Genomic DNA, 23,953 nt, shown 5'->3' with positions numbered 1-23,953 from the left:
GCGGACGGATCCGGTCGTCGTGTCGGCGGTGACGGCGGCGTCCCGCGTCGGGGAACGCCGCCGTCAGGGGGCAACCGTGGTGCCGTCAGTGGCCGGAGGTGCCCGTCAGCCGCGCCAGGAAGCGGTGTACGCGTCGATCTCGGCGGCCAGCCGGGCCTTGGCCGGGGCATCCATGAAGGAGGCCTCGACGCCGTTCTTGGCCAGGGCGGCCAGCCCGGCGGTGTCCAGGCCCAACAGCCGGGCGGCGACGGCGTATTCGGTGTTGAGGTCGGTGCCGAACATGGGCGGGTCGTCGCTGTTGATGGTGACCAGGACGCCCGCGTCGACCATCTCCTTGATCGGGTGCTCGTCCAGGGTGCGGACCGCGCGGGTGGCGATGTTGGAGGTGGGGCAGACCTCCAACGGGATGCGGTGCTCGGCGAGATGGGCGAGCAGCGCGGGGTCCTGGGTCGCGCTGGTGCCGTGCCCGATGCGCTCGGCGCGGAGGTCGCGGAGCGCGTCCCAGATCGTGCCGGGGCCGGTGGTCTCGCCGGCGTGCGGTACGGAGTGCAGTCCGGTGGCGATCGCGCGGTCGAAGTACGGCTTGAACTGCGGGCGGGGGACGCCGATTTCGGGTCCGCCGAGCCCGAACGACACCAGCCCCTCGGGCCGCAGGTCGCAGGCGATCCGGGCGGTCTCCTCCGCGGCCTCCAGGCCGGCCTCGCCGGGAATGTCGAAGCACCAGCGCAGCACCACACCCAGCTCGGACTCCGCGGACTTCCGGGCGTCCTCGATGGCCTCGACGAACGCGGCATCGGGGATGCCGCGGCGGGTCGAGCTGAACGGCGTGATGGTCAGCTCGGCGTAGCGGATCTGCTGGCGCGCCATGTCCCGGGCGACCTCGTACGTCAGCAGCCGGACGTCCTCGGCGTCGCGGATCAGGTCCACGACGGAGAGGTAGACCTCGATGAAGTGCGCGAAGTCGCGGAAGGTGAAGTAGTCGGCCAGCGCCTCGGGGTCGGTGGGGACGGCGGAGTCCGGGTGCCGGGCGGCCAGCTCGGAGACGATCCGCGGCGAGGCCGAGCCGACGTGGTGGACGTGCAGCTCCGCCTTGGGCAGGCCCGCGATGAAGGCATCGAGATCGGACAACGGATCCTCCTGGTCAGGGATGGGCGGGGTGAGCGGAACGGCCCGGTCGGCCCCGTCATGCTATGCCGGGCGGTGACGGGCCAGGAGGCTGCCCTCGGGGACGCCCTCCCGCTACGCCGCCGCGTCCTCGCGCAGCCGCTGGCGGGCCTCCATCAGGGCGAAGCCCAGCAGGTTCAGCCCGCGCCAGTGCTCCGGGGCCGCGGCGCGTTCGTCGTCGGCGGCCAGGCCGATGCCCCATATGCGGTCCAGCGGGCTGGCCTCGACCAGGACCCGGGAGTTCGTGCCCAGGAGGAAGTCCCGCAGGGCGGGGTCCTGGCCGAATTTGTGCAGGCTGCCCTCGACGACCAGGGCGAAGCGGTGGCGCCGCCAGGTCTCCTCGTCGAAGCCCCGGACCTTCCGGCCGGCGTCCTTGGCCTGCTTGGGGTGGCCGGCCGCGACGGCCTGCCGCTCCGCCTCGGCGTCGCCGAAGAGCCGGGCCTTGCCGGCCATCATCCAGTGCTCGGCGGTGGCGTAGGTGATCCCGTCGACCGTGAAGGGGGCCGGCCACCACTGGCTGAAGCAGCTCGGGCTCAGGCCGCCGTCGCGACGCGGGCGGTGGCCCCAGAAAAACACGTATTTCGGGCGCTTGCCGGTGGATGTCTCCCGGCGCAGGTCCTCGACCGAGCGCGGCCCGTCCGCGACGCGCCCGTCCATGATCCCCCCGGCGACCTCCGGGGCCCGCCCCGGGTCGCTCCCCGTGCTGTCGTGCATCATGCCGGGATTCTGTCAGCGGGCACTGACAACGTGTCGGGGTCCGCACCGCAGAAAACGCAGAATTCGTCGCGTAACCAAAAGGCAACAACGGAATCCCTTGTTGAGGCTGCTCTATTCTGTCAAGATCGGCCATCGATTCCGGAAATAGCTACGCCAGGCAGTGCCGCGGAGCCGCCCCGGCGCCCGGCGGAGGAGAGCACCATGGATCACCGATTCGACGTCACCGAGCGATTCGCCCAGGGCGCGCAATTCATTGCGGGCGGCCTCCGGAGCGGCACCTCCGGCCGGAGTCAGGAGGTCGTGGACCCGGCGACCGGCGAGACGGTGTACCGCTACGAACTCGCAGGTACCGCCGATGTCGACGCGGCCGTCGAGGCGGCCGGACGGGCCTTTCCGGAGTGGGCCGGCGCCACGCCCGGCGAGCGCTCCGACACCCTCCACCGCTTCGCCGCCGCGCTCGCCGAGGACGCCGCCGATCTCGCCTTCGCCGAATCGCTGAACTGCGGAAAGCCGATCAAGCTCAGCAATGAGTTCGATGTGCCGGGTTCGATCGACAATGCCGCATTCTTCGCGGGTGCGGCCCGCCATCTGGAGGGCAAGGCGGCCGGCGAATACAGCGCCGACCACACCTCCGTGATCCGCCGCGAGCCCATCGGCGTCGTCGGTTCCATCGCGCCCTGGAACTATCCGCTCCAGATGGCCGCGTGGAAGGTGCTGCCGGCCATCGCCGCGGGCAACACCATCGTTCTGAAGCCTGCCGAGATCACCCCGCTGACCTCCTTGCTCTTCGCGCAGGCCGCCCAGCGCGCGGGGCTGCCCGACGGAGTGCTCAACATCGTCTCGGGGGCCGGCCGGGACGCCGGTGAGCACCTGGTGGGCCACCGCACCGTCGCGATGACCTCCTTCACCGGCTCGACCGCCGTCGGCAAGCGCGTCGCCGAGATCGCCACCGGCACCGTCAAGCGCCTCCACCTCGAACTCGGCGGCAAGGCCCCGTTCGTCGTGTTCGACGACGCGGACCTGGAGGCGGCCGTCCACGGAGCGGTCGCCGGAGCGCTGATCAACACCGGCCAGGACTGCACCGCCGCCACCCGCGCCTACGTCCAGCGCCCGCTCTACGACGCCTTCGTCAGCGGCGTCGCGGACCTCATGGCGACCGTACGGCTCGGCGACCCCTTCGACCCGTCCACCGACCTGGGCCCGCTGATCTCGCACACCCAGCGCGACCGGGTGGCCGCCTTCGTCGACCGGGCGCGCGACTACGCCACCGTCGTCACCGGCGGCGCGGCCCCCCAGGGCGAGCTGGCCAAGGGCGCGTACTACCTGCCCACGCTGATCGCCGGCGCCGCCCAGGACAGCGAGGTCGTGCAGTCCGAGATCTTCGGCCCGGTGCTGGTCGTGCTGCCCTTCGACAGCGACGACGAGGGCATCGCCCTGGCCAACGACACCCCCTACGGACTGGCCGCCTCCGCCTGGAGCCGGGACGTCTACCGCACCGGCCGCGCCACCCGCGAGATCAAGGCCGGCTGCGTCTGGGTCAACGACCACATCCCGATCATCAGCGAGATGCCGCACGGCGGCGCCAAGGCGTCCGGCTTCGGCAAGGACATGTCGGCCTACTCCTTCGAGGAGTACACGCAGGTCAAGCACGTGATGTACGACAACACCGCAGTCGCCAGGAAGGACTGGCACCGCACGATCTTCGGGGACCGCACCTGACGGGACCACCCGGGGCCCGTACGGCCCCCGGACCGATCCCCCGACGGCTCCCCGGAGCGAGCCCCCACCTCGCCCCGCCCGTTCCCCGCCCGTACGGGCGCAACCCCGCGGCCAGCGGCCGCACGGCACCGTCACCGCCGGCCGAGCGCCGGGCTCACCCCCTGAAAGGGCACCGCGCATGGAGCACCACCAGCAGCCCGAACCCCTGTCCGCGGTCGAATTGGCCGCCATGCGCCGGAGCGCGACCAACGGCCGGCTCGCCATGACCCGCCGCTCGCTGCTGCGCGCGGGCAGTGCCATGGCGGCCGTCACCGGCGGCCTGGGCGCCCTGGGGGCCTGCGGCATCCCGCCCGCCGGCCGTACCGACGCCGTGGCGTCCCAGGACCACTCCCGGAAGGAGAAGCGGCTCAACTTCTCCAACTGGACCGAGTACATGGACGTCAGCGACGACGGCAAGCACCATCCGACGCTGGACCGTTTCAGCCGGCGCACCGGCATCGCCGTCAAATACACCGAGGACATCAACGACAACGACGAGTTCTTCGGCAAGGTCCAGGCACAGCTGGCGGCCGGCCAGGACACCGGCCGCGACCTGATCGTGCTCACCGACTGGATGTGCGCACGGATGATCTCCCTCGGCTGGATCCAGAAGCTGGACCCGGCCAACCTCCCGCACGCCTACGCCAACCTCTCGGCGCAGTTCCGCGACCCCGCCTGGGACCCCGGCCGGGCGCACTCCTACGTGTGGCAGGGCATTCCCGCGATCATCGCGTACAACAAGAAGGCCACCGGCGGCCGCAAGGTCGACTCGGTCAGCCAGCTGCTGGAGGACCCGCAGCTCAAGGGCCGGGTCGGTTTCCTCTCCGAGATGCGCGACTCCATCGGGCTGACCCTCCTGGACATGGGCAAGAAGCCCGAGGAGGTCACCGCGGACGACTTCGACGCGGCGATCGCCCGGCTCCAGAAGGGCGTCGACTCCAAGCAGATCCGCCGCTTCACCGGCAACGACTACACCACGGACCTGGACAAGGGCGACCTCGCCGCGTGCGTGGCCTGGGCGGGCGACATCGTCCAGTTGCAGAGCGACAACCCGGACATCGAGTACGTGGTCCCCAAGAGCGGCTACATGACGTCCACCGACAACCTGATGGTGCCGAACAAGGCCCGCCACAAGGAAAACGCCGAACGGCTCATCGACTACTTCTACGAGCCGAAGGTGGCGGCGCAGCTCGCGGCGTACATCAACTACGTCTGCCCGGTCGACGGCGTCCGCGAGGAACTCGCCAAGATCGACAAGAAGGCGGCGGACAACCCGCTGATCCTGCCGGACAAGGAGATGGCCGCCAGGTCCCACTCCTTCCGCGCGCTGACCGCCAAGGAGAACAAGGCGTTCAGCCAGAAGTTCTCCGACCTCACCGGCGCCTGACCCCACCACGCACCGGGCCCGCCCCCGAGCCGTTTCGCCCACCGACCCACGGGACGACCCACATGACCAAGACCGCGACCCCCCAGAGCAGCGGCGGCGACGTCCGCCTCCAAGGGATAAGCAAGACCTACGGCTCCTTCACCGCCGTCCATCCGCTCGACCTGACCGTCCCCGCGGGCTCCTTCTTCGCGCTGCTGGGCGCCTCCGGCTGCGGCAAGACCACCACCCTGCGGATGATCGCCGGCCTGGAGGAGCCCACCACCGGGACCGTCGAACTCGCGGGCCAGGACGTCACCGTCCTGCCGCCGTACAAGCGCCAGGTCAACACCGTCTTCCAGAACTACGCGCTCTTCCCGCACCTCGACATCTACGAGAACGTCGCCTTCGGACTCCGCCGCCGCGGCATCAAGTCGGTCAAGAAGCAGGTCGAGGAGATGCTCGACCTGGTCCAGCTCGGCCCGATGGCGCGCCGCAAGCCCCAGCAGCTCTCCGGCGGCCAGCAGCAGCGCGTCGCGGTCGCCCGCGCGCTGATCAACCACCCCCAGGTGCTGCTCCTCGACGAGCCGCTGGGCGCCCTCGACCTCAAGCTGCGCCGCCAGATGCAGCTGGAACTCAAGCGCATCCAGATGGAGGTCGGCATCACCTTCGTGCACGTCACCCACGACCAGGAGGAGGCCATGACGATGGCCGACACCGTGGCCGTGATGAACGGCGGCCGGGTCGAGCAACTCGGCGCCCCCGCCGACCTCTACGAGAACCCCGGCACCACCTTCGTCGCCAACTTCCTGGGCACCTCCAACCTCATCGAGGCCGAGGTCGTCGAGGCCGGCGCCGACGAGCTGCTGCTCAAGGCCGCGGACGCCAAGCTCCGGCTGCCCGCCGCCCGATGTAGTGCCTCGGCCCGTACGGGCGAGAAGGTACTGGCCGGCGTACGGCCCGAGAAGGTCGCCCTGCGGCACGCCGACGACGCTGGGTCCCTCACCGAGGGCCACAACCGGCTGCCCGGCCGCATCAAGGACGCCAGCTTCATCGGCGTCTCCACGCAGTACGTCGTCGACGTACCGGGCCTGGGCGAACTCGCCGTCTACGAGCAGAACATCGAGCGCGACGGCAGACTCGTCCCCGGCGCGGAGGTCGTGCTGCACTGGAGCCCGGCGCACACCTTCGGGCTGGACGCCACCCAGGACATTCAGGCCGGCGCGGACCTCGACGAGGAGGCCGCGTGACCACCACCGAAACCCCCGCACCACCGGTGGAGCCGACCGCCGCACCCCTGGAGGTGCGGAAGACCCCGGCCCGCAAACGGCTGGTCCCCTACTGGCTGCTGCTGCCCGGCATCCTGTGGCTGGTCATCTTCTTCGCCGCCCCGCTCGTCTACCAGGCGTCGACCTCCATCCAGACCGGCTCCCTCGAAGAGGGCTTCAAGGTCACCTGGCACTTCGCCACCTACTGGGACGCACTCGGCGAATACTGGCCGCAGTTCCTCCGCTCGGTCGGCTACGCCGGCATCGCCACCGCGCTCTGCCTGCTCCTCGGTTACCCGCTGGCGTACCTCATCGCCTTCAAGGCGGGCCGCTGGCGCAACGTCGTGATGATCCTGGTCATCGCCCCGTTCTTCACCAGCTTCCTGATCCGCACGCTGGCCTGGAAGACGATCCTGGCCGACGGCGGACCCGTCGTCGCCGCCCTGAACTCGCTGCACCTCCTCGACGTCACCAGCGCGCTGGGCATCACCGAGGGACACCGGGTGCTGGCCACCCCGCTCGCGGTGGTCTGCGGACTGACGTACAACTTCCTGCCGTTCATGGTCCTGCCGCTCTACACCTCGCTGGAGCGGATCGACCCGCGGCTGCACGAGGCGGCCGGCGACCTCTACGCCCGCCCGGCCACCACCTTCCGCCGGGTGACCTTCCCGCTGTCGATGCCCGGCGTCGTCGCGGGCACCCTGCTCACCTTCATCCCGGCCGCCGGTGACTACATCAACGCCGAACTGCTGGGCTCCACCGACCAGAAGATGATCGGCAACGTCATCCAGTCCCAGTTCCTGCGCGTCCTGGACTACCCGACCGCCGCCGCACTCTCCTTCATCCTCATGGCGGCCATCCTCGCCATGGTCACGATCTACATCCGCAAGTCCGGGACGGAGGACCTGGTCTGATGGCGGCGACAAGCACCACGGCCACCACGGCCAAGAGCACGGCAACCACGGCGCCCACGAACGGCCGCACGCCCAACAAGGGCCTGCGCTGGCTGCGCCGCAACATCATCACCCTCGCGGGGCTGGGCACCCTGGGCTACCTCATCCTGCCCAACCTCGTCGTGATGGTCTTCTCGTTCAACAAGCCCAACGGCCGCTTCAACTACCAGTGGCAGCGGTTCTCCACGGACGCCTGGACCGATCCCTGCGGAGTCGCCGACCTCTGCGGCTCGCTGGGACTGAGCCTGCAGATCGCCGTATGGGCCACGGTCGGCGCGACCGTCCTCGGCACCATGATCGCGTTCGCGCTGGCCCGCTACCGCTTCCGCGCCCGGGCCGGCGTCAACACCCTGATCTTCCTGCCGATGGCCATGCCCGAGGTCGTCATGGCCGCCTCGCTGGCGACCCTCTTCCTCAACATGGGCATCCAGTTCGGCTTCTGGACGATCCTCATCGCACACATCATGTTCTGCCTGAGCTTCGTCGTCACCGCCGTCAAGGCCCGCGTGATGAGCATGGACCCGCGCCTCGAACAGGCCGCCCAGGACCTCTACGCCTCGCCCACGCAGACCTTCCTGCGGGTGACGCTGCCGATCGCCGCGCCCGGCATCGCGTCCGGCGCCCTGCTCTCCTTCGCGCTCTCCTTCGACGACTTCATCATCACCAACTTCAACGCCGGCTCCACCGTGACCTTCCCCATGTTCGTCTGGGGATCGGCACAGCGGGGCACACCCGTTCAGATCAATGTCATCGGTACGGCGATGTTCCTGGTCGCCGTGGTGTGCGTAGTGATCGGCCAACTGGCCGGCAAACGCCGTAAGAGGAGCTAGAGGAGCTGAGAACCATGGCACGAGCTGCCATGAACGCCCCGTCCCCCGTCCACGCGCTCGCGGACGCCGCCCCCACGCCCTTCTGGCTGGACGACCCCGCCCGCCCCGCCGCGCAGCCCGCCCTCGTCGGCGACGAGAACTGCGACCTGCTGGTCGTCGGCGGCGGCTACTCCGGCCTGTGGACCGCACTGCTCGCCAAGGAGCGCGACCCGGAGCGCGACGTCGTGCTCGTCGAAGGGGCCGAGATCGGCTGGGCCGCCTCCGGGCGCAACGGCGGCTTCTGCGCCGCCTCCCTCACCCACGGCCTCGGCAACGGACTGGCCCGCTGGCCGGGCGAACTCGCCAAGCTCGAAGAACTCGGCATCCGCAACCTCGACGCCATCGGGGAGGCGGTGGCCCGCTACGGCATCGACTGCGACTTCGAGCGCACCGGCGAGATCGACATCGCCACCGAGCCGCACCAGATCGCCGAGCTCAAGGAGGCCGCCGAGGACGCCGCGAAGCTCGGCCTGGACCGGCACACCTTCCTCGACGAGGACGAACTCCGCGCCGAGGTCAACTCGCCCACCTTCCGGGCCGGCCTGTGGGACCGCGACGGCGTCGCCATGGTCAACCCGGCCCGGCTCGCCTGGGGCCTGAAGCAGGCGTGCCTGGGCCTCGGCGTGCGCATCTACGAGCGCACCCGCGCCACCGCGCTCGCCTCCGAGGGCATGGGCATGGCCGTGCGCACCCCGTACGGCCGGATCTTCGCCCGCCATGTCGCGCTCGGCACCAACGCCTTCCCGTCCCTGGTCAAGCGGGTCCGCCCGTACATCGTCCCGGTCTACGACCACGCGATGATGACCGAGCCGCTGAGCGACGAGCAACTGGCCGCCATCGGCTGGAAGAACCGCCAGGGCCTCTCCGACTCCAACAACCACTTCCACTACTTCCGCATCACCGCGGACCACCGCATCCTGTGGGGCGGCTACGACATCGTCTACCGCTACCGCGGCGGCGTCCGCGCCGAGTACGACCACCACCCGGAGACGTACGAGAAGCTCGCCCGGCACTTCTTCCGCTGCTTCCCGCAGTTGGAGGGCCTGCGCTTCACCCACACCTGGGGCGGCGCGATCGACACCTGCGCCCGCTTCTCGGCGTTCTTCGGCACCGCACACGCCGGCCGGGTCGCCTACGCCGCCGGCTACACCGGCCTCGGCGTGGGCGCCACCCGCTTCGGCGCCGACGTGATGCTCGACCTGCTGGCCGGCGAACGCACCGAGCGCACCGAGCTGGAGATGGTCCGCAGCAAGCCGCTGCCCTTCCCGCCCGAGCCGCTGCGCTGGGCCGGCATCGGCATCACCCAGTGGTCGATGACCCGCGCCGACAACCACGGCGGACGCCGCAACCTGTGGCTGAAGGCGATGGACAAGGTGGGGCTGGGGTTCGACAGCTGAGGTCGCCAGGGACGGTACGGGGGCGGGCGGATGACTTCCGTCCGCCCCTCCTGCGTATCCGCCTCTTGGTGGCTCCGTACCTTCGCGTGTCCGCGGGGGCGGGCGGGGTCAGGGAAGCCGGGGCGGTGAAGCGGGCGTGGGGGCGCTGACGGGCGCGGAGGAGGCGGTGACCTCCGGCGCCCAGCGGTCGCAGACGGCGCACCAGCAGGCGAGCACCACCCCGGCCAGGCACCAGCTGCCGAGGACGTCCAGCGGCCAGTGATAGCCGCGGCGCACCAGCCCCACGCCGACGCCGAGGTTGAGCAGCACGGCCGTGGTGGCCACCGCCACCGGGAGCGGTCCCCGGGTCCTGCGGCCGTCCCGGCCCGTGTCGTGTCCCCGCCGGCGCATCAGCCCGCGGATCAGTAGCAGCGCGGCCACCCCGTAGGCGACCGCCGCCGTGGCGGCATGGCCCGACGGGAAGAAGCCGTCCTGGCCACCGCCGGCCATCTGCGGCGGGCCCGGCCGGGCGAGCCACAGCTTGAGCGGGACGACGAGCGCGGGTACAGCGGCGAGCGCGAGCCCGGCGGCCAGCGGCGGCAGCCACCACCGCCCGGGCGGGCCGCCGATCGCCCCGGTCCGCCGTCGGGACCGCCACCCGGTCCACGCCAGGACCATCACCAGCCCCACGATCCCCAGCAACACCGGCAATGCCACGACCGTGTTGCCGAGATCGGCGAAGAACTCGGCGACGGGGGAGGGGATTCCGCGGGCACCGGCGAGGCCCCGCCCGAGCCGCTCGTCGTAGGCCCGCAGCGGACCGTGCGCCGCCACCTGCCAGGTCAGCACGGCGAACAGCAGCGCGCAGAGGAGCATCACGGACCAGGTGGTGAACAGGCCCGGGAAAAGGGTGCGGAAAAGGTTCGGCCGCCTCGGAACAGGGGGGGTGGTTCCGAGGCGGCCGCGCTGACCGGTGTCCCGCGCGCCCCGGGGGGTATGGGGCGGGCGGACATCCGATCGGTGAGGATTCCCGGAGCCCCTCTCACGAGGAGGACCGGCTTTGTGCGCGAGGGCACGGCCTGGTCGAAGCCGGGGAAGCACCGACCGGGCGTCGCCCGCAGTCCCCTGCGGGCGGGGTGTTTCTCTCATCTGCAGAAACCGTACGGCACGGGGAGCGCACCGGACAGCCGCATCACCCGCCCGCCATCGGCCCCCCACATCTTCTTCACTCGGCTTCACCCGGCGCCTCCAGCTACGCGCGTCCGCCCGGAACGGGGTGGTCGGACGGGGGCCGTGACCGACCCCCACCACCTGCGGCAACCTGCCTGCGCCCACCTGTCCGAGGTCCACTTGCCTGCGGCAACCTGCCTGGGCCACCTGCCTCGGCAACCTGCCGGGGGCAACGGAAAGCGGCCCGCGGACAGGCCGCGGGCCGCTCACTTCCGGCGGGATCGATTCCCGGGTGGATCAGATCTTCGTGAACGCCGCCTCGAGGATGTCCAGGCCCTCGTTCAGCAGGTCCTCGCCGATGACCAGCGGCGGCAGGAAGCGCAGCACGTTGCCGTACGTACCGGTCGTCAGGACGAGCAGGCCCTCCTGGTGGCACGCCTTGGCGAGCGCGCCGGTGGCCTCCGCGTTGGGCTCCTTCGAACCGGACTTGACCAGCTCGATCGCGATCATGGCGCCGCGGCCGCGGACCTCGCCGATGATGTCGTACTTCTCCTGCATCGCGACGAGGCGGGCCTTCATGACCTCCTCGATGCGCTTGGCCTTGCCGTTGAGGTCCTGCTCGCGCATGGTCTCGATCGAGCCGAGCGCCGCGGCGCAGGCCACCGGGTTACCGCCGTAGGTGCCGCCCAGGCCGCCCGCGTGCGCGGCGTCCATGATCTCCGCGCGACCGGTCACGGCCGCCAGCGGCAGACCGCCGGCAATGCCCTTCGCGGTGGTGATCAGGTCGGGCACGATGCCCTCGTCCTCACACGCGAACCACTGGCCCGTACGGCAGAAGCCGGACTGGATCTCGTCCGCGACGAAGACGATGCCGTTCTCCTTCGCGAAGTTCGCGATGGCGGGCAGGAAGCCCTTGGCCGGCTCGATGAAGCCGCCCTCGCCGAGCACCGGCTCGATGATGATCGCCGCGACGTTCTCGGCGCCGATCTGCTTGGTGATCTGCGAGATGGCCTGCTCCGCGGCCTCCTGCGCACAGTTCTCCGGGCCGGTCAGCCAGCGGAAGGGGTAGGCCAGCGGCACGCGGTAGACCTCGGGCGCGAACGGGCCGAAGCCGTGCTTGTACGGCATGTTCTTCGCGGTCAGGGCCATGGTCAGGTTCGTCCGGCCGTGGTAGCCGTGGTCGAACACGACGACCGCCTGGCGCTTGGTGTACGCCCGCGCGATCTTGACGGCGTTCTCGACCGCCTCCGCGCCGGAGTTGAACAGCGCCGACTTCTTCTCGTGGTCGCCCGGGGTCAGCTCGGCCAGCGCCTCGCAGACCTCGATGTAGGGCTCGTACGGCGTCACCATCACACAGGTGTGGGTGAAGTCGGCGAGCTGCGCGGTGGCCCGGCGCACGACCGCCTCCGCGCTGTTGCCGACCGAGGTCACCGCGATGCCCGAGCCGAAGTCGATCAGGGAGTTGCCGTCCACGTCCTCCAGGACGCCGCCACCCGCACGCTTCACGAAGACGGGGAGCACGGCGCCGACGCCACTGGCGACCGTGGCCTGCTTACGGGCCCACAGCTCCTGCGACTTCGGGCCGGGGATCGCGGTGACGACGCGACGCTCCTGGGGAAGGGCGGGGCCTCCGGACAGTTCGCTCATGGCAGTCTCCTGGATGGAACGGGAACGGACAGACGTCTTGAGTCTTGTTCTCGCAGGCTAGGGGCGGGGGAACGGGTCTGGCATGTTCCGTTCGGGAGAAGTGCGCGTGTTGCGTTGTCCGCACCGGACATAGCGACGGCTCCCGGCCAGTAGATTGAGCGCCGGCGCGCCCGGCAGCGGCGCCCACCAGCGCGGGCATGACAATGGCAACGCGGCACCGCCGGCCCCCGGCACCGCCGCACCGCACACCAGGCCACGGCTCAAGGGGGACAAGGGGCACCGGATGGACACCGAGGGCACGCACGACGCACGTCATACCCGCTCCGACCAGGTCCCACGACCGGCACCACCTCCGGATCTGCCGCCGCGACCCACCGCGCCCCCGCGTTTCCCTGATCCGGCCGCCACAGGCCAGGACGCCGCTGTGCCGGGCAACGCCGTCCGCCGGGGAGACGCTCCGCAGTCCCCCTTCATGGCCTGGCTGAGCGCTCCACGCGTACTGGCGGGGCCGGGCATCTGGGCGTACGAGCACCGGCCCAGGCCGAAGGACGAGCCGCACGAGATCGCGGTACCGCAGCTGATCGCCGGTGCGGTGATCTCGTTCCTGTGCGCATGGCTGGTCTGGTCGCTGCTGATGAACGACTACCTCGGCCCCTACTGGAAGTGGCCGCGCGAGGTGATGCTGCCCGATTCCTGGAAGACGGGGAATGCCAACATCGTCTCCTCGTTCATCTACATGGCGCTCATTCTGGGCGTGATCGTGGTCATCTTCGCCCGGGTCGGACGCTGGCCCACGCTGTTCCGCCGGCTGATCGCCCCGGTGACGAACCGCTTGTGGGACCGGCTGCCTTCCTGGCTCGCGCCGAAGGATCCGAGTGCGCTCCCCGGCGGCCAGCTGCTCGCACGCGCCGTTGCGACGCTGGTGGTGGTCTGGTTCCTGTGGCAGTGGTGCACCGACCAGACGACCGAGTCCTCCCTGCTGATGCTCCAGTTGGAGAACCTGACGCCGGTGTCCGGGCAGCAGGCGTCGTACTTCTACTACGCCACGAGCTATTCGCTCATCGACCTCGGTGTGCTGCTGGTGGTGTTCAGCAGGTTCGCCTGCCTCTCGGAGCTGCGGCGCCGTTACATCTCGTCGGGCCGGCGCGAGGTGCCCGACGCCAGGAAGGTTGCGGACACCGGCGCCCGGATGCTCGAGGTCGACCGGGCCGAATGGGCCGGCCTCCGGGAGGCGGGGGCCGGGTCGGCGGCCGATCGGCTGGCGCAGGAGGCGCGGTCCGGGCTGATGAACGATGTCGATCACGCCCGGCTCACTCGCGCCTGGCAGTCGGTCCGGGTGCAGCCGAGCCGGCTGCCCGCCTTCATCGACAGCGTCCAGAAGCACGGTTCCGCCGCCTGTCTGCACCCCTCCGGGGCGCGCGACCTGACGAACCGGACGGCCCGGCACGACCTGCTCACCTCCCAGGTGCGCATCGGAACGGTCTCCGAAGACGTACGCAACCCCTACGACCGGCGCGGGACCGGGTTCGCGCTGGCACCCGAGGTGCTCGGGACGTCCTTGCTCGCGGTCGGCCCGGCCGGTTCGGGGAAGACCACCCGCCTGGTGCGCCCCTTGGTGGAGGCCCTGTGTCTCCAGGCGCTCGCCGGACGGGCCGCGGTCGTCTCCGTCGGGACGGCAGGGACGGCACCGGCGCCCGATGACGCGTTCGACGCCGTGGTCAAGATCGGTCATCGCGACGCCCAGTGCGACCTGGACCTCTACGGCGGTACGACCGATACCGATGAGGCAGCCGCGATCCTGGCGGAGGCGCTCGTGGGCGACCTGGTGGCGACGGCTCCCGGAGGAGACGGGCGGCGGGCGGCGACCGTACTCGGTCAGCTGCTCGGTCCGTTCAGGGCGGCGCACGGGCGTTTTCCCGCGGTGCCGGAGCTGCGGGAACTCCTGGACGGCTCTCGGGAGGCCATGGCGGCGCTACGGGCAGCGCTGGAGGCGGCCGGGGAGCGCAGTGCCCTGCGGGAACTGGAGGCGCGGGAGCGGCAGGCGGAACGGCCGGGTGATCCGGGGATGATGCTCGCCGACCGGATCGCGGTGCTGGACCGGCCGGCGTTCGAGGGGTTCTTCGATCCGACCGGGCAATCGCGCCAGGTCTCGCTGCGCGCTCTGGACCATCCCCTCCGGGTACGGATCGACCTCCCCGAGCGCGGGCATGCCGATGCCTCGCGCATTCTGGCGCGGCTGGTGCTCGCGCAGTTCACGGAGTGCGCGGCGAACCGGCCGGACCGTTCGCTGTTCGCCTGTGTGGTGGTTGACGACGCGTCACACGTGATCACTCAGGAGGCGCTGCGCGGACTCCAGCGGCTCCGGACGGCGAACGCCGGGGCGGTGCTCACGCTGCGCGGACTGGACGACGTACCGGAGTCGTTGCGTGGTGCGCTGCTGGGGACGGTCGGCTGCCGGGTGGCCTTCGCGGGCGTGACCACGTGGGACGGGGCGCGGTTCGCCGAGGTGTGGGGCAAGGCGTGGGTGGAGACCAAGGACGTCACCGACCGGCAGATCGTCTCCGACGAGCCGTTCACCAAGGTCCTGCACTCCATCCGACGGCTGGTCACCGGCAAGAACGTCACCGCGAAGGCGGTGACGGTACGGACGGTGGAGCGGGAACGCTGGTCCGCGTCGGACCTGGCCAATGCGGTGCCGCCTGGCCACGCGGTGATGTCCGTGACGTCGGTGAGCGGGGAGTCGGCCCCACCCGTCCTCGTAGACCTCCGCTCCTGACCCCAGCCTCCCCCCGGCGCCCCCAACCCCCCGCACGCGAGTTCCCCGCACTCCAGTCCCCCGATTCCTCCGTTGAGGCAGAATCGGTAGTGGCCGTTCGTACGGGGCGGCGTAAAGAATGGGGCGTGGGCCGGTTGTCGGGTGGTCGACGATCGGTTGTCCGTTCGGGTTCGCCGAGGTCGTCCACGTCGGCGAAGCCGCCTGAGCCGCCGAAGTCACCGAAGCCATCGAAGGTCCTATGCCGCACACGCTCGCCTCTCTCGTCAACCACACCGCGCTCAAGCTGACCGTGCTCGCGGGCGAGGAGCGGCTGGACGTGCCGGTGCGCTGGGCGCATGCCAGTGAGCTGATCGATCCGGTGCCGTACATGGAGGGCGGCGAGCTGCTGCTGATCACGGCGCTGAAGCTGGACGCGGAGGATCCGGAGGCCACCCGCAGGTACGTGCGGCGGGTGGCGGAGGCCGGGGTGGTCGGGCTGGGCTTCGCGGTCGGGGTGAATTACGAGGACGTGCCGGAGCCGCTGGTGGCGGCGGCCCGGGAGCAGGGGCTGCCGCTGCTGGGCGTGCCGCGCCGGACGCCGTTCATCGCGATCAGTAAGGCCGTCTCGGCCGCGGTGGCCGCCGATCAGTACCGCGCGGTCACCGCGGGCTTCGAGGCGCAGCGGGAGCTGACCCGGGCGGCGCTCAGCGCCGAGGGCCCGGCCGAACTGCTGGCCCGGCTGGCCGCGCACCTGGACGGCTGGGCGGCGCTGTACGACGCGTCGGGTGCCGTCGTGGCGGCCGCCCCCGACTGGGCGGCGCGGCGGGCGGCGCGGCTCGCGGAGGACGTGGCGCGGCTGCGGGAGCGGCCCGCGCCGGCGAGCTCGGTGGTGAGCGACGCCGAGGGCGACGACCGGGTCGAGCTGCAGTCGCTGGGCACCGGCCGGCGGGCGCGCGGGGTGCTCGCGGTGGGCACCGGCGCGCCGCTCGGGACGGCCGAGCGGTACGCGGTGCACTCCGCGGTCGCGCTGCTGACGCTGACCACCGAGCGGTCCCGGGCGTTGCAGGACGCCGAGCAGCGGCTGGGTGCCGCGGTGCTGAAGATGCTGCTGGCGGGCGAGCCGGATCATGCGCGGGCGGTGGCGGGGCGGCTGTACGGCGGGCTGCTCGATGCGCCGTTCCGGATGGTGGTCGCGGAAGCGCTGGCGGGGGAGGAGGGCGGCGGGCCGGCCGGCTCCTCGTCCGCCGGTACTGCACGAGGCGCAGCCGGTACGTCGCGCGGCACGGGCGGTCCGTCGGGGAGCACGGCCGGTACGTCACGGGGAACGGCAAACACTCGGACCACCGGTGCGGGCGGGGCGCTGGACGCGCTGGCCGATGCCATGGACTCGGCGGCCGCGCGGACCGGTGAGGCGGTGCTCGCGGTGCCGGACGGCGGGCGACTGATCGTGCTGGTCGCGGACGGCGGCGCGGCGGCGGACGCCTGTGCGTCGTACGCGGCGCAGGCCGAGGCCCGGGCCGGTGCGCAGGCCCGCACACGGGGCCGGGCGGGGCGTACCGAACCGGGCGGGGGCGGCGAGGGACTGGCCGTCGGGCTGTCCGCGCCGACCGGGCCGGCGGCCGCCGCGAACGCCTACCGGCAGGCCGAGCAGGCGCTCTCGGTGGCCCGGCGGCGCGGCCGGGTGCTGGTCGAGCACGAGGACGTGGCCGCCGGGTCGGTCCTCCCGCTGCTCGCCGACGACGCGGTCCGGGCGTTCGCGGACGGGCTGCTGCGGGCGCTGCGCGAGCACGACGCGACCGGCCGCGGTGATCTGGTGGCCTCGCTGCGGGCCTGGCTCGCCCGGCACGGCCAGTGGGACGCGGCCGCCGCCGACCTGGGCGTCCACCGGCACACGCTGCGCTACCGGATGCGGCGGGTGGAGGAGATCCTGGGGCGGTCGCTGGACGACGCGGACGTGCGGATGGAGCTGTGGCTGGCGCTGAAGGCGACCTCGTCGAACGCGTCGGCGGCGCAGCCCCGGGGAGCGGAATGACCTCCGGGGAGGGGAGTGACCTCCCGAAGCACCAAGGCACCCCCTCCACCACGGAGAGCCCCGCCCCCTGATTACGCCGCTTCGGACAAACGCCATCGTGGCGGCGCGCCCCTACCGTGGGGGCAGCAGTCCACACCGCAGAGCCGCTCGCCGAGCCATGCGCACCACCCACCACGTCTGAAGGGCCGGGTTCCACTGTGCCGATCCCCACTGATGCAGCCCCCACCGCCTTCTGGCTCGCCGGCCGCGAGGCCACCGGCGAGGCCACCTTCGATGTCACCTCCCCGTGGGACGGACGTCTCGTCGGCACGGTGAGCGTGCCCACCGAGGACCAGGTCGAGGAGGCCGTCGCGGCCTCCGTCGCGGTCCAGGAGGAGTTCGCGGCGACCCCCGCGCACGTACGGGCGGCCGCGCTGGACCACGTGCAGCGCCGGCTCGTCGAGCGCACGGAGGAGATCGCGCAGCTGATCTCCGCGGAGAACGGCAAGCCCATCAAGTGGGCGCGCGGCGAGGTCGGCCGGGCGATCTCCGTGTTCCGCTTCGCGGCCGAGGAGGCCCGTCGCTTCAACGGCGGCGAGGCACAGCGGCTGGACACCGACGCGGGCGGCGCCGGCCGGCTCGCGCTGACCCGCCGCTTCCCGCGCGGCACGGTCCTCGGCATCGCGCCGTTCAACTTCCCGCTCAACCTCTGCGCCCACAAGGTCGCCCCGGCCATCGCCGCCGGCGCCCCGATCATCCTCAAGCCGGCGCCGGCCACGCCGCTGTCCGGCCTGATCCTCGGTGAGCTGCTCGCCGAGACCGACCTGCCGGCCGGTTCCTGGTCGATCCTCCCGGTGCCCAACGAGCGCATGGAGGCGCTGGTCCAGGACGAGCGGCTGCCGGTCGTCTCCTTCACCGGCTCCGAGAAGGTCGGTTACGCGATCCTCGACTCGGTGCCGCGCAAGCACTGCACCCTGGAGCTCGGCGGCAACGGCGCGGCCGTCGTCCTGCCCGACTGGTCCTCCGAGGAGGACCTGGACTGGGCCGCGCAGCGGATCGCGATCTTCTCCAACTACCAGGGCGGCCAGTCCTGCATCTCCGTGCAGCGGGTGATCGCGGACGCCTCGGTGTACGACCGGCTGGTGCCGAAGATCGTGGCGGCCGTCGAGGCACAGGTCACCGGCGACCCGTCGGACGACGCGACCGAGGTCGGCCCGCTGGTGAGCGAGGACGCCGCCAAGCGCGTCGAGGCCTGGGTGGACGAGGCCGTGCAGGGCGGCGCGAAGCTGCTCGCCGGCGGCAAGCGCGACGGCGCCTCCTACGCGCCGACCGTGCTGGCGGACGTGCCCGCGGGCGCGACCCTCGCCTGCGAGGAGGTCTTCGGCCCGGTGCTCACCCTCACCAAGGTCGACGGTGTCGACGCGGCCTTCGCGGCGGTCAACGACTCCAAGTACGGCCTGCAGGCGGGCGTGTTCACCCACGACGCCAAGACCGCCTTCCGCGCCCACCGGGTGCTGGAGGTCGGCGGCGTGGTCATCGGTGACGTGCCGTCCTACCGCGCCGACCAGATGCCGTACGGCGGCGTCAAGCAGTCCGGTGTGGGCCGCGAGGGCGTCCGGTTCGCCATGGACGACTACACCTACGAGCGGGTGCTGGTCCTCACCGGCCTGGCCCTGTAGGACCCGGTGCCCCTCCGGGGGCACCCCCGGCGTCACCTCGAACCCGGCGTCCCCCGACGCCCCGACGCCCCCGACCAGGTCGGGACCGGTGGACAGCGACGGCCTTCCCTCGGGCCGAATCACCGTCCTGGCCCCGGCCGGCGCACCCCCCGGCGCCGGCCCTTCGACGCGGCGCGCTCCGGCACCCTGTTTCCGGAGCGCGCCGCGTCCCCCGTTCTCCGGCACCGTTCCCCCGTCGTGCCGGATCTTGACCGTACGGCGCGGACCGCCTTGGCGCCTCCTGTCCCAGGTGGAGCCGCGGCCGTGTCCCAGGGGGGATACCCGCGGGTACGTACAACCAGCGCGGTATGCGGACACCCCCCGAAGGGCCGATGGCGGCGGGCCGGACCGCCGGGCCCGCCAGGGCGCAGGCCCCCCATGGCCGTAAGGCGCCGTTACGGCCCGCAGCGGCCGGTACCTCCAGTGGTGCAAGCCGCGCGGATCGGGTAACTCTCACAAGTAGCGCTGTCCAGCGGCCGACCGGCCGCCGGCGCTGAACTCCCGACCCCGCGGCGAGGTGAGCTCCTGATGACCGCTCCATCCATCCGCAACGTTTCCGAGCGCGAAGCACGCCAGGTCGCCGAGGCGGCCCGCGAGCAGGACTGGCGCAAGCCGAGCTTCGCCAAGGAACTGTTCCTGGGGCGCTTCCGGCTCGACCTCATCCATCCGCACCCCACGCCCGCCGTGGACGACGTGCGCCGCGGTGAGAAGTTCCTCGCCACCCTGCGGGAATTCTGCGAGACGCAGATCGACGGCGCGCGGATCGAGCGCGAGGGCAGGATTCCGGACGAGACCGTGCGCGGGCTCAAGGAGCTCGGCGCGCTCGGCATGAAGATCGACCCCAAATACGGTGGCCTCGGGCTCACCCAGGTCTACTACAACCGGGCGCTGTCCCTGGTCGGCACCGCCAGCCCCGCCATCGGCGCGCTGCTCTCCGCCCACCAGTCGATCGGCGTACCGCAGCCGCTGAAGCTGTTCGGCACCCCGCAGCAGAAGGAGACCTTCCTGCCGCGGCTGGCCCGTACGGACATCTCGGCGTTCCTGCTGACCGAACCCGACGTCGGCTCCGACCCGGCCCGGCTGGCGACCACCGCCGTCCCGGAGGGCGACCACTACGTCCTCGACGGGGTCAAGCTGTGGACCACCAACGGCGTGGTCGCCGACCTGCTGGTGGTGATGGCGCGGGTGCCCGCCTCCGAGGGCCACAAGGGCGGCATCACCGCCTTCGTCGTCGAGGCGGACTCGCCCGGCATCACCGTCGAGAACCGCAACGCCTTCATGGGCCTGCGCGGCCTGGAGAACGGCGTCACCCGCTTCCACCGGGTGCGGGTCCCGGCCGCCAACCGCATCGGCCCGGAGGGCGCCGGCCTGAAGATCGCCCTGACCACGCTCAACACCGGACGGCTCTCGCTGCCCGCGATGTGCGTCGGCTCCGGCAAGTGGTGCCTGAAGGTCGCCCGGGAGTGGTCCGCGGCTCGCGAGCAGTGGGGCCGGCCGATCGCTAAGCACGAGGCCGTCGGCGCCAAGATCTCCTTCATCGCCGCGACCACCTTCGCCCTGGAGGCGGTCGTCGACCTGTCCTCCCAGATGGCCGACGAGAACCGCAACGACATCCGCATCGAGGCCGCCCTCGCCAAGCTCTACGGCTCCGAGATGGGCTGGCTGATGGCCGACGAACTCGTCCAGATCCGCGGCGGCCGCGGCTTCGAGACCGCCCCCTCGCTCGCCGCCCGCGGCGAACGCGCGGTCCCCGCCGAGCAGATGCTGCGCGACATGCGGATCAACCGGATCTTCGAGGGCTCCACCGAGATCATGCACCTGCTGATCGCCCGGGAGGCGGTGGACGCCCACCTGTCCGTCGCCGGCGACCTCATCGACCCCGACAAGTCCCTCGCCGACAAGGGCAAGGCGGCCGCCAAGGCCGGCGGGTTCTACGCCCGCTGGCTGCCCAAGCTCGTCGCCGGCCCCGGCCAACTCCCGCGCACGTTCCAGGAGTTCGGCATCCTCGCCGGGCACCTGCGGTACGTCGAGCGGACCTCGCGCAAGCTCGCCCGGTCCACCTTCTACGCGATGTCCCGCTGGCAGGGCCGGATGGAGACCAAGCAGGGCTTCCTCGGCCGGATCGTCGACATCGGCGCCGAACTCTTCGCCATGAGCGCCGCCTGCGTCCGTGCCGAGCACCTGCGCGAGACCGGTGACCACGGCCGCGAGGCGCAGCAGCTGGCCGACGCGTTCTGCCGGCAGGCGCGGATCCGGATCGAGGAGCTCTTCGGCCGGCTGTGGACCAACACCGACGAGCTCGACCGCAAGGTCGTCTCCGGCGTCCTCGACGGCAGCTACGGCTGGCTGGAGGAGGGCATCGTCGACCCCAGCGGTGACGGCCCGTGGATCGCCGACGCCACCCCCGGCCCGAGCGCCAAGGACAACGTCCACCGCCCCATCGCCTGAACCCCACCCGGGCCCGGTCCCGCCGTTGATCGGCCGGACCGGGCCCGGCGTGTGCCCTCCGTGCCCACGGCACCCCCGCGACCGGCCACAATGGACCCCATGACGGACTCCCTCGCCCATCCGCACCTGCGCTTCGAGCCGGCCGCCGGCGATCCCGACGGCCCGGGCCGGCCCCGCTCCCTGGTGATCCTCGGCTCGACCGGCTCGATCGGCACCCAGGCGATCGACATCGTGCTGCGCAACCCCGACCGCTTCCGGGTGACCGCGCTCTCCGCGGCCGGCGGCCGGACCGAGCTGCTCGCCGAGCAGGCGCACCGGCTGCGGGTGGACACCGTCGCGGTGGCCCGGGCGGACGCGGCCCCCGCGCTGCGCGCCGCGCTCGCCGACCGCTACGGCCCGGGCGAGAAGCTCCCCGAGGTCCTGGCCGGCCCCGACGCCGCCACCGAACTCGCCGCCTCCCCCTGCCACACCGTCCTCAACGGCATCACCGGCTCCATCGGTCTCGCCCCGACCCTGGCCGCCCTCAAGGCGGGCCGGGTGCTGGCGCTGGCCAACAAGGAGTCCCTGATCGTCGGCGGCCCGCTGGTCAAGGCCGTCGCCCGGCCGGGCCAGATCATCCCTGTCGACTCCGAGCACTCCGCGCTCTTCCAGGCGCTGGCCGGCGGCGACCGCGCCGAGGTCCGCAAGCTCGTGGTCACCGCCTCCGGCGGCCCGTTCCGCGGCCGTACGAGGGCCGAGCTGGCCGGGGTCACCCCCGAGCAGGCGCTGGCCCACCCCACCTGGTCCATGGGCCCGGTCGTCACGATCAACTCCGCGACCCTGGTCAACAAGGGCCTGGAGGTCATCGAGGCGCACCTGCTCTTCGACGTCCCCTTCGACGCGATCGAGGTCGTCGTCCATCCCCAGTCCTTCATCCACTCGATGGTGGAGTTCACCGACGGCTCCACCCTCGCCCAGGCCAGCCCGCCCGACATGCGGATGCCGATCGCGCTGGGCCTGGGCTGGCCCGACCGGGTCCCGGACGCCGCCCCCGGCGTCGACTGGACCAAGGCGCAGAGCTGGGAGTTCTTCCCGCTGGACGCCGAGGCCTTCCCGTCCGTACCGCTCGCCTGCCACGTCGGCTCCCTGGGCGGCACCGCACCGGCCGTCTTCAACGCCGCGAACGAGGAATGCGTGGACGCGTTCCTCAAGGGCGGGCTGCCGTTCACAGGGATTGTGGATACCGTCGCCGATGTGGTCGCCGAGCACGGAACACCCGCGAAGGGAACTTCCCTGACCGTCGCGGACGTCCTGGAGGCGGAGACCTGGGCGCGCGCCCGCGCCCGCGAACTGGCCGCCCGTGCGGCACGGACACCCTCGGAGGCTCGCGCATGACGACCTGGATGACCATCCTCGGCATAGTCGTCTTCGTCGTCGGCCTGCTGTTCTCCATCGCCTGGCACGAACTCGGCCACCTCTCCACGGCCAAGATGTTCGGCATCCGCGTGCCGCAGTACATGGTGGGCTTCGGACCGACGATCTTCTCCCGCAGGAAGGGCGACACCGAGTACGGCATCAAGGCCATCCCGCTCGGCGGCTACATCCGCATGATCGGGATGTTCCCGCCGGGGGACGACGGGAAGCTGCAGGCCCGCTCCACCTCGCCGTTCCGCGGCATGATCGAGGACGCCCGGTCGGCGGCCTTCGAGGAACTGCAGCCCGGTGACGAGAAGCGGCTCTTCTACACCCGCAAGCCCTGGAAGCGCGTCATCGTGATGTTCGCCGGGCCGTTCATGAACCTGATCCTGGCGGTCGTGATCTTCATGAGCGTCCTGATGGGCTTCGGCATCAACACCCAGACCACCCAGGTCGGCTCCGTCTCCGACTGCGTGATCTCGGCCGCCGCCAAGACCGACAAGTGCCCGCACGGTGCCAAGGACTCCCCGGCCAAGGCCGCCGGCCTGCGCGCCGGCGACAAGATCGTCACGTTCAACGGCCACGACGTCCCCGACTGGGGCACGCTCCAGCAGCAGATCCGGGACACCACCGGACCCGCGACGCTGGTCATCGAGCGGCACGGCGTCCGCAAGACCCTGCACGCCGACCTGATCAAGAACAAGGTCGCCAAGACCGACGGGCACGGCGGCTACGTCCCCGGCCAGTTCGTCACCGCCGGCTTCCTCGGCTTCACCCCGGCCAGCGGCGTCGTCCAGCAGTCCTTCGGCCAGTCCGTCGACCGCATGGGCAACATGGTCGAGCAGGGCGTCTCCTCCCTGGTCAACCTGCCCGGCAAGGTCCCGGACCTGTGGAACGCGGCCTTCAACGGCGGCGAGCGCAAGCAGGACTCCCCGATGGGCGTGGTCGGCGCGGCGAGGGTCGGCGGCGAGGTCTTCTCCCTGCACATCCCGCCGGAGCAGCGGGTGGCGACCATGCTCTTCCTGGTCGCCGGTTTCAACCTCTCGCTGTTCCTGTTCAACATGCTGCCGCTGCTCCCGCTCGACGGCGGACACATCGCCGGCGCCGTGTGGGAATCCGTCCGCCGGGCCTTCGCCAAGATCGTCCGCCGGCCGGACCCCGGACCCTTCGACGTGGCCAAGCTCATGCCGGTCGCCTACGTCGTCGCCGGGATCTTCATCTGCTTCACGCTGCTGGTGCTCGTGGCGGACGTGGTGAACCCGGTGAAGCTCACCTGAACCGGACATCCGTGACGGCCGGGCCCGCCAGGACCGTATGGGCGTGCCCGGCCGCCCCATTGGT

16 protein-coding genes are annotated in these 23,953 nt (G+C 71.6%); 12 read left to right on the top strand and 4 right to left on the bottom strand.

What is annotated here, in order from left to right:
* Positions 1–105 precede the first annotated feature (105 nt).
* A complete protein-coding gene (locus ACZ7MX_RS30705) occupies positions 106–1,128 on the bottom strand; it encodes an adenosine deaminase (protein ID WP_472136780.1) in 1,023 nt (340 codons plus the stop codon).
* 111 nt (positions 1,129–1,239) lie between these two features.
* Positions 1,240–1,881, bottom strand: coding sequence for an NADAR family protein (locus ACZ7MX_RS30700; RefSeq protein WP_472136778.1), 642 nt, complete (start codon positions 1,879–1,881; stop codon positions 1,240–1,242).
* A gap of 201 nt (positions 1,882–2,082) precedes the next feature.
* On the opposite strand from ACZ7MX_RS30700, the gene ACZ7MX_RS30695 reads away from it, so the two are divergent.
* The 6 genes from ACZ7MX_RS30695 (at position 2,083) to ACZ7MX_RS30670 (ending at position 9,489) form a co-directional block, all read left to right on the top strand.
* On the top strand, positions 2,083–3,600 hold the full coding sequence (locus tag ACZ7MX_RS30695) for a gamma-aminobutyraldehyde dehydrogenase (protein ID WP_472136776.1): 1,518 nt from the start codon (positions 2,083–2,085) through the stop codon (positions 3,598–3,600).
* 178 nt (positions 3,601–3,778) lie between these two features.
* Positions 3,779–5,026, top strand: coding sequence for a polyamine ABC transporter substrate-binding protein (locus ACZ7MX_RS30690; protein ID WP_472136774.1), 1,248 nt, complete (start codon positions 3,779–3,781; stop codon positions 5,024–5,026).
* A 62-nt stretch (positions 5,027–5,088) separates the two neighbouring features.
* Complete coding sequence (locus ACZ7MX_RS30685) at positions 5,089–6,252, top strand: ABC transporter ATP-binding protein (RefSeq protein ID WP_472136772.1); 1,164 nt, start codon at positions 5,089–5,091, stop codon at positions 6,250–6,252.
* A complete protein-coding gene (locus ACZ7MX_RS30680) occupies positions 6,249–7,184 on the top strand; it encodes an ABC transporter permease (protein ID WP_472136770.1) in 936 nt (311 codons plus the stop codon). Before ACZ7MX_RS30685 ends, ACZ7MX_RS30680 begins: the two co-directional genes overlap by 4 nt.
* Complete coding sequence (locus ACZ7MX_RS30675; RefSeq protein WP_472136768.1) at positions 7,184–8,053, top strand: ABC transporter permease; 870 nt, start codon at positions 7,184–7,186, stop codon at positions 8,051–8,053. The genes ACZ7MX_RS30680 and ACZ7MX_RS30675 overlap by 1 nt, the downstream gene beginning before the upstream one ends.
* Positions 8,054–8,067: 14 nt before the next feature.
* Positions 8,068–9,489 (top strand): NAD(P)/FAD-dependent oxidoreductase, encoded by a 1,422-nt coding sequence (locus ACZ7MX_RS30670; RefSeq protein ID WP_472136766.1) that lies wholly within the window; start codon positions 8,068–8,070, stop codon positions 9,487–9,489.
* Positions 9,490–9,597: 108 nt separating this feature from the next.
* Here ACZ7MX_RS30670 and ACZ7MX_RS30665 read toward each other — a convergent pair whose 3' ends face one another.
* Positions 9,598–10,344, bottom strand: a complete 747-nt coding sequence (locus tag ACZ7MX_RS30665) for a phosphatase PAP2 family protein (RefSeq protein ID WP_472136935.1) — start codon at positions 10,342–10,344, stop codon at positions 9,598–9,600.
* A 591-nt stretch (positions 10,345–10,935) separates the two neighbouring features.
* Complete coding sequence (gabT, locus tag ACZ7MX_RS30660) at positions 10,936–12,285, bottom strand: 4-aminobutyrate--2-oxoglutarate transaminase (protein WP_472136764.1); 1,350 nt, start codon at positions 12,283–12,285, stop codon at positions 10,936–10,938.
* Positions 12,286–12,568: 283 nt separating this feature from the next.
* On the opposite strand from gabT, the gene ACZ7MX_RS30655 reads away from it, so the two are divergent.
* The 6 genes from ACZ7MX_RS30655 (at position 12,569) to ACZ7MX_RS30630 (ending at position 23,889) form a co-directional block, all read left to right on the top strand.
* Positions 12,569–15,061 (top strand): ATP/GTP-binding protein, encoded by a 2,493-nt coding sequence (locus tag ACZ7MX_RS30655; RefSeq protein WP_472136762.1) that lies wholly within the window; start codon positions 12,569–12,571, stop codon positions 15,059–15,061.
* Positions 15,062–15,299: 238 nt separating this feature from the next.
* Positions 15,300–17,072, top strand: a complete 1,773-nt coding sequence (locus tag ACZ7MX_RS30650; protein ID WP_472136760.1) for a PucR family transcriptional regulator — start codon at positions 15,300–15,302, stop codon at positions 17,070–17,072.
* A gap of 197 nt (positions 17,073–17,269) precedes the next feature.
* Positions 17,270–18,730, top strand: coding sequence for an aldehyde dehydrogenase family protein (locus tag ACZ7MX_RS30645; protein WP_472136758.1), 1,461 nt, complete (start codon positions 17,270–17,272; stop codon positions 18,728–18,730).
* Positions 18,731–19,297: 567 nt separating this feature from the next.
* Complete coding sequence (locus tag ACZ7MX_RS30640) at positions 19,298–21,217, top strand: acyl-CoA dehydrogenase family protein (protein WP_472136756.1); 1,920 nt, start codon at positions 19,298–19,300, stop codon at positions 21,215–21,217.
* 99 nt (positions 21,218–21,316) lie between these two features.
* On the top strand, positions 21,317–22,591 hold the full coding sequence (dxr, locus tag ACZ7MX_RS30635; RefSeq protein ID WP_472136754.1) for a 1-deoxy-D-xylulose-5-phosphate reductoisomerase: 1,275 nt from the start codon (positions 21,317–21,319) through the stop codon (positions 22,589–22,591).
* Positions 22,588–23,889 carry a M50 family metallopeptidase gene (locus tag ACZ7MX_RS30630; RefSeq protein WP_472136752.1) on the top strand — a complete coding sequence of 434 codons (1,302 nt, stop codon included), beginning with the start codon at positions 22,588–22,590 and terminating at the stop codon, positions 23,887–23,889. The genes dxr and ACZ7MX_RS30630 overlap by 4 nt, the downstream gene beginning before the upstream one ends.
* Positions 23,890–23,953 lie beyond the last annotated feature (64 nt).

It is taken from the genome of Streptomyces sp. NPDC107765 (assembly GCF_055657085.1).
The sequence above is the reverse complement of the archived record's forward strand: the minus strand, read 5'-3'. Positions and strand labels throughout refer to the sequence as shown.

What these genes read in the sequence shown, in the direction of transcription:
- dxr (WP_472136754.1), top strand. Translation starts at nt 21,317, where the DNA reads ATGACGGACTCCCTCGCCCATCCGCACCTGCGCTTCGAGCCGGCCGCC.
- gabT (WP_472136764.1), bottom strand. Translation starts at nt 12,285, where the DNA reads ATGAGCGAACTGTCCGGAGGCCCCGCCCTTCCCCAGGAGCGTCGCGTC.
- ACZ7MX_RS30700 (WP_472136778.1), bottom strand. Translation starts at nt 1,881, where the DNA reads ATGATGCACGACAGCACGGGGAGCGACCCGGGGCGGGCCCCGGAGGTC.
- ACZ7MX_RS30655 (WP_472136762.1), top strand. Translation starts at nt 12,569, where the DNA reads ATGGACACCGAGGGCACGCACGACGCACGTCATACCCGCTCCGACCAG.
- ACZ7MX_RS30650 (WP_472136760.1), top strand. Translation starts at nt 15,300, where the DNA reads ATGCCGCACACGCTCGCCTCTCTCGTCAACCACACCGCGCTCAAGCTG.
- ACZ7MX_RS30670 (WP_472136766.1), top strand. Translation starts at nt 8,068, where the DNA reads ATGGCACGAGCTGCCATGAACGCCCCGTCCCCCGTCCACGCGCTCGCG.
- ACZ7MX_RS30675 (WP_472136768.1), top strand. Translation starts at nt 7,184, where the DNA reads ATGGCGGCGACAAGCACCACGGCCACCACGGCCAAGAGCACGGCAACC.
- ACZ7MX_RS30640 (WP_472136756.1), top strand. Translation starts at nt 19,298, where the DNA reads ATGACCGCTCCATCCATCCGCAACGTTTCCGAGCGCGAAGCACGCCAG.
- ACZ7MX_RS30685 (WP_472136772.1), top strand. Translation starts at nt 5,089, where the DNA reads ATGACCAAGACCGCGACCCCCCAGAGCAGCGGCGGCGACGTCCGCCTC.
- ACZ7MX_RS30690 (WP_472136774.1), top strand. Translation starts at nt 3,779, where the DNA reads ATGGAGCACCACCAGCAGCCCGAACCCCTGTCCGCGGTCGAATTGGCC.
- ACZ7MX_RS30665 (WP_472136935.1), bottom strand. Translation starts at nt 10,344, where the DNA reads ATGCTCCTCTGCGCGCTGCTGTTCGCCGTGCTGACCTGGCAGGTGGCG.
- ACZ7MX_RS30695 (WP_472136776.1), top strand. Translation starts at nt 2,083, where the DNA reads ATGGATCACCGATTCGACGTCACCGAGCGATTCGCCCAGGGCGCGCAA.
- ACZ7MX_RS30630 (WP_472136752.1), top strand. Translation starts at nt 22,588, where the DNA reads ATGACGACCTGGATGACCATCCTCGGCATAGTCGTCTTCGTCGTCGGC.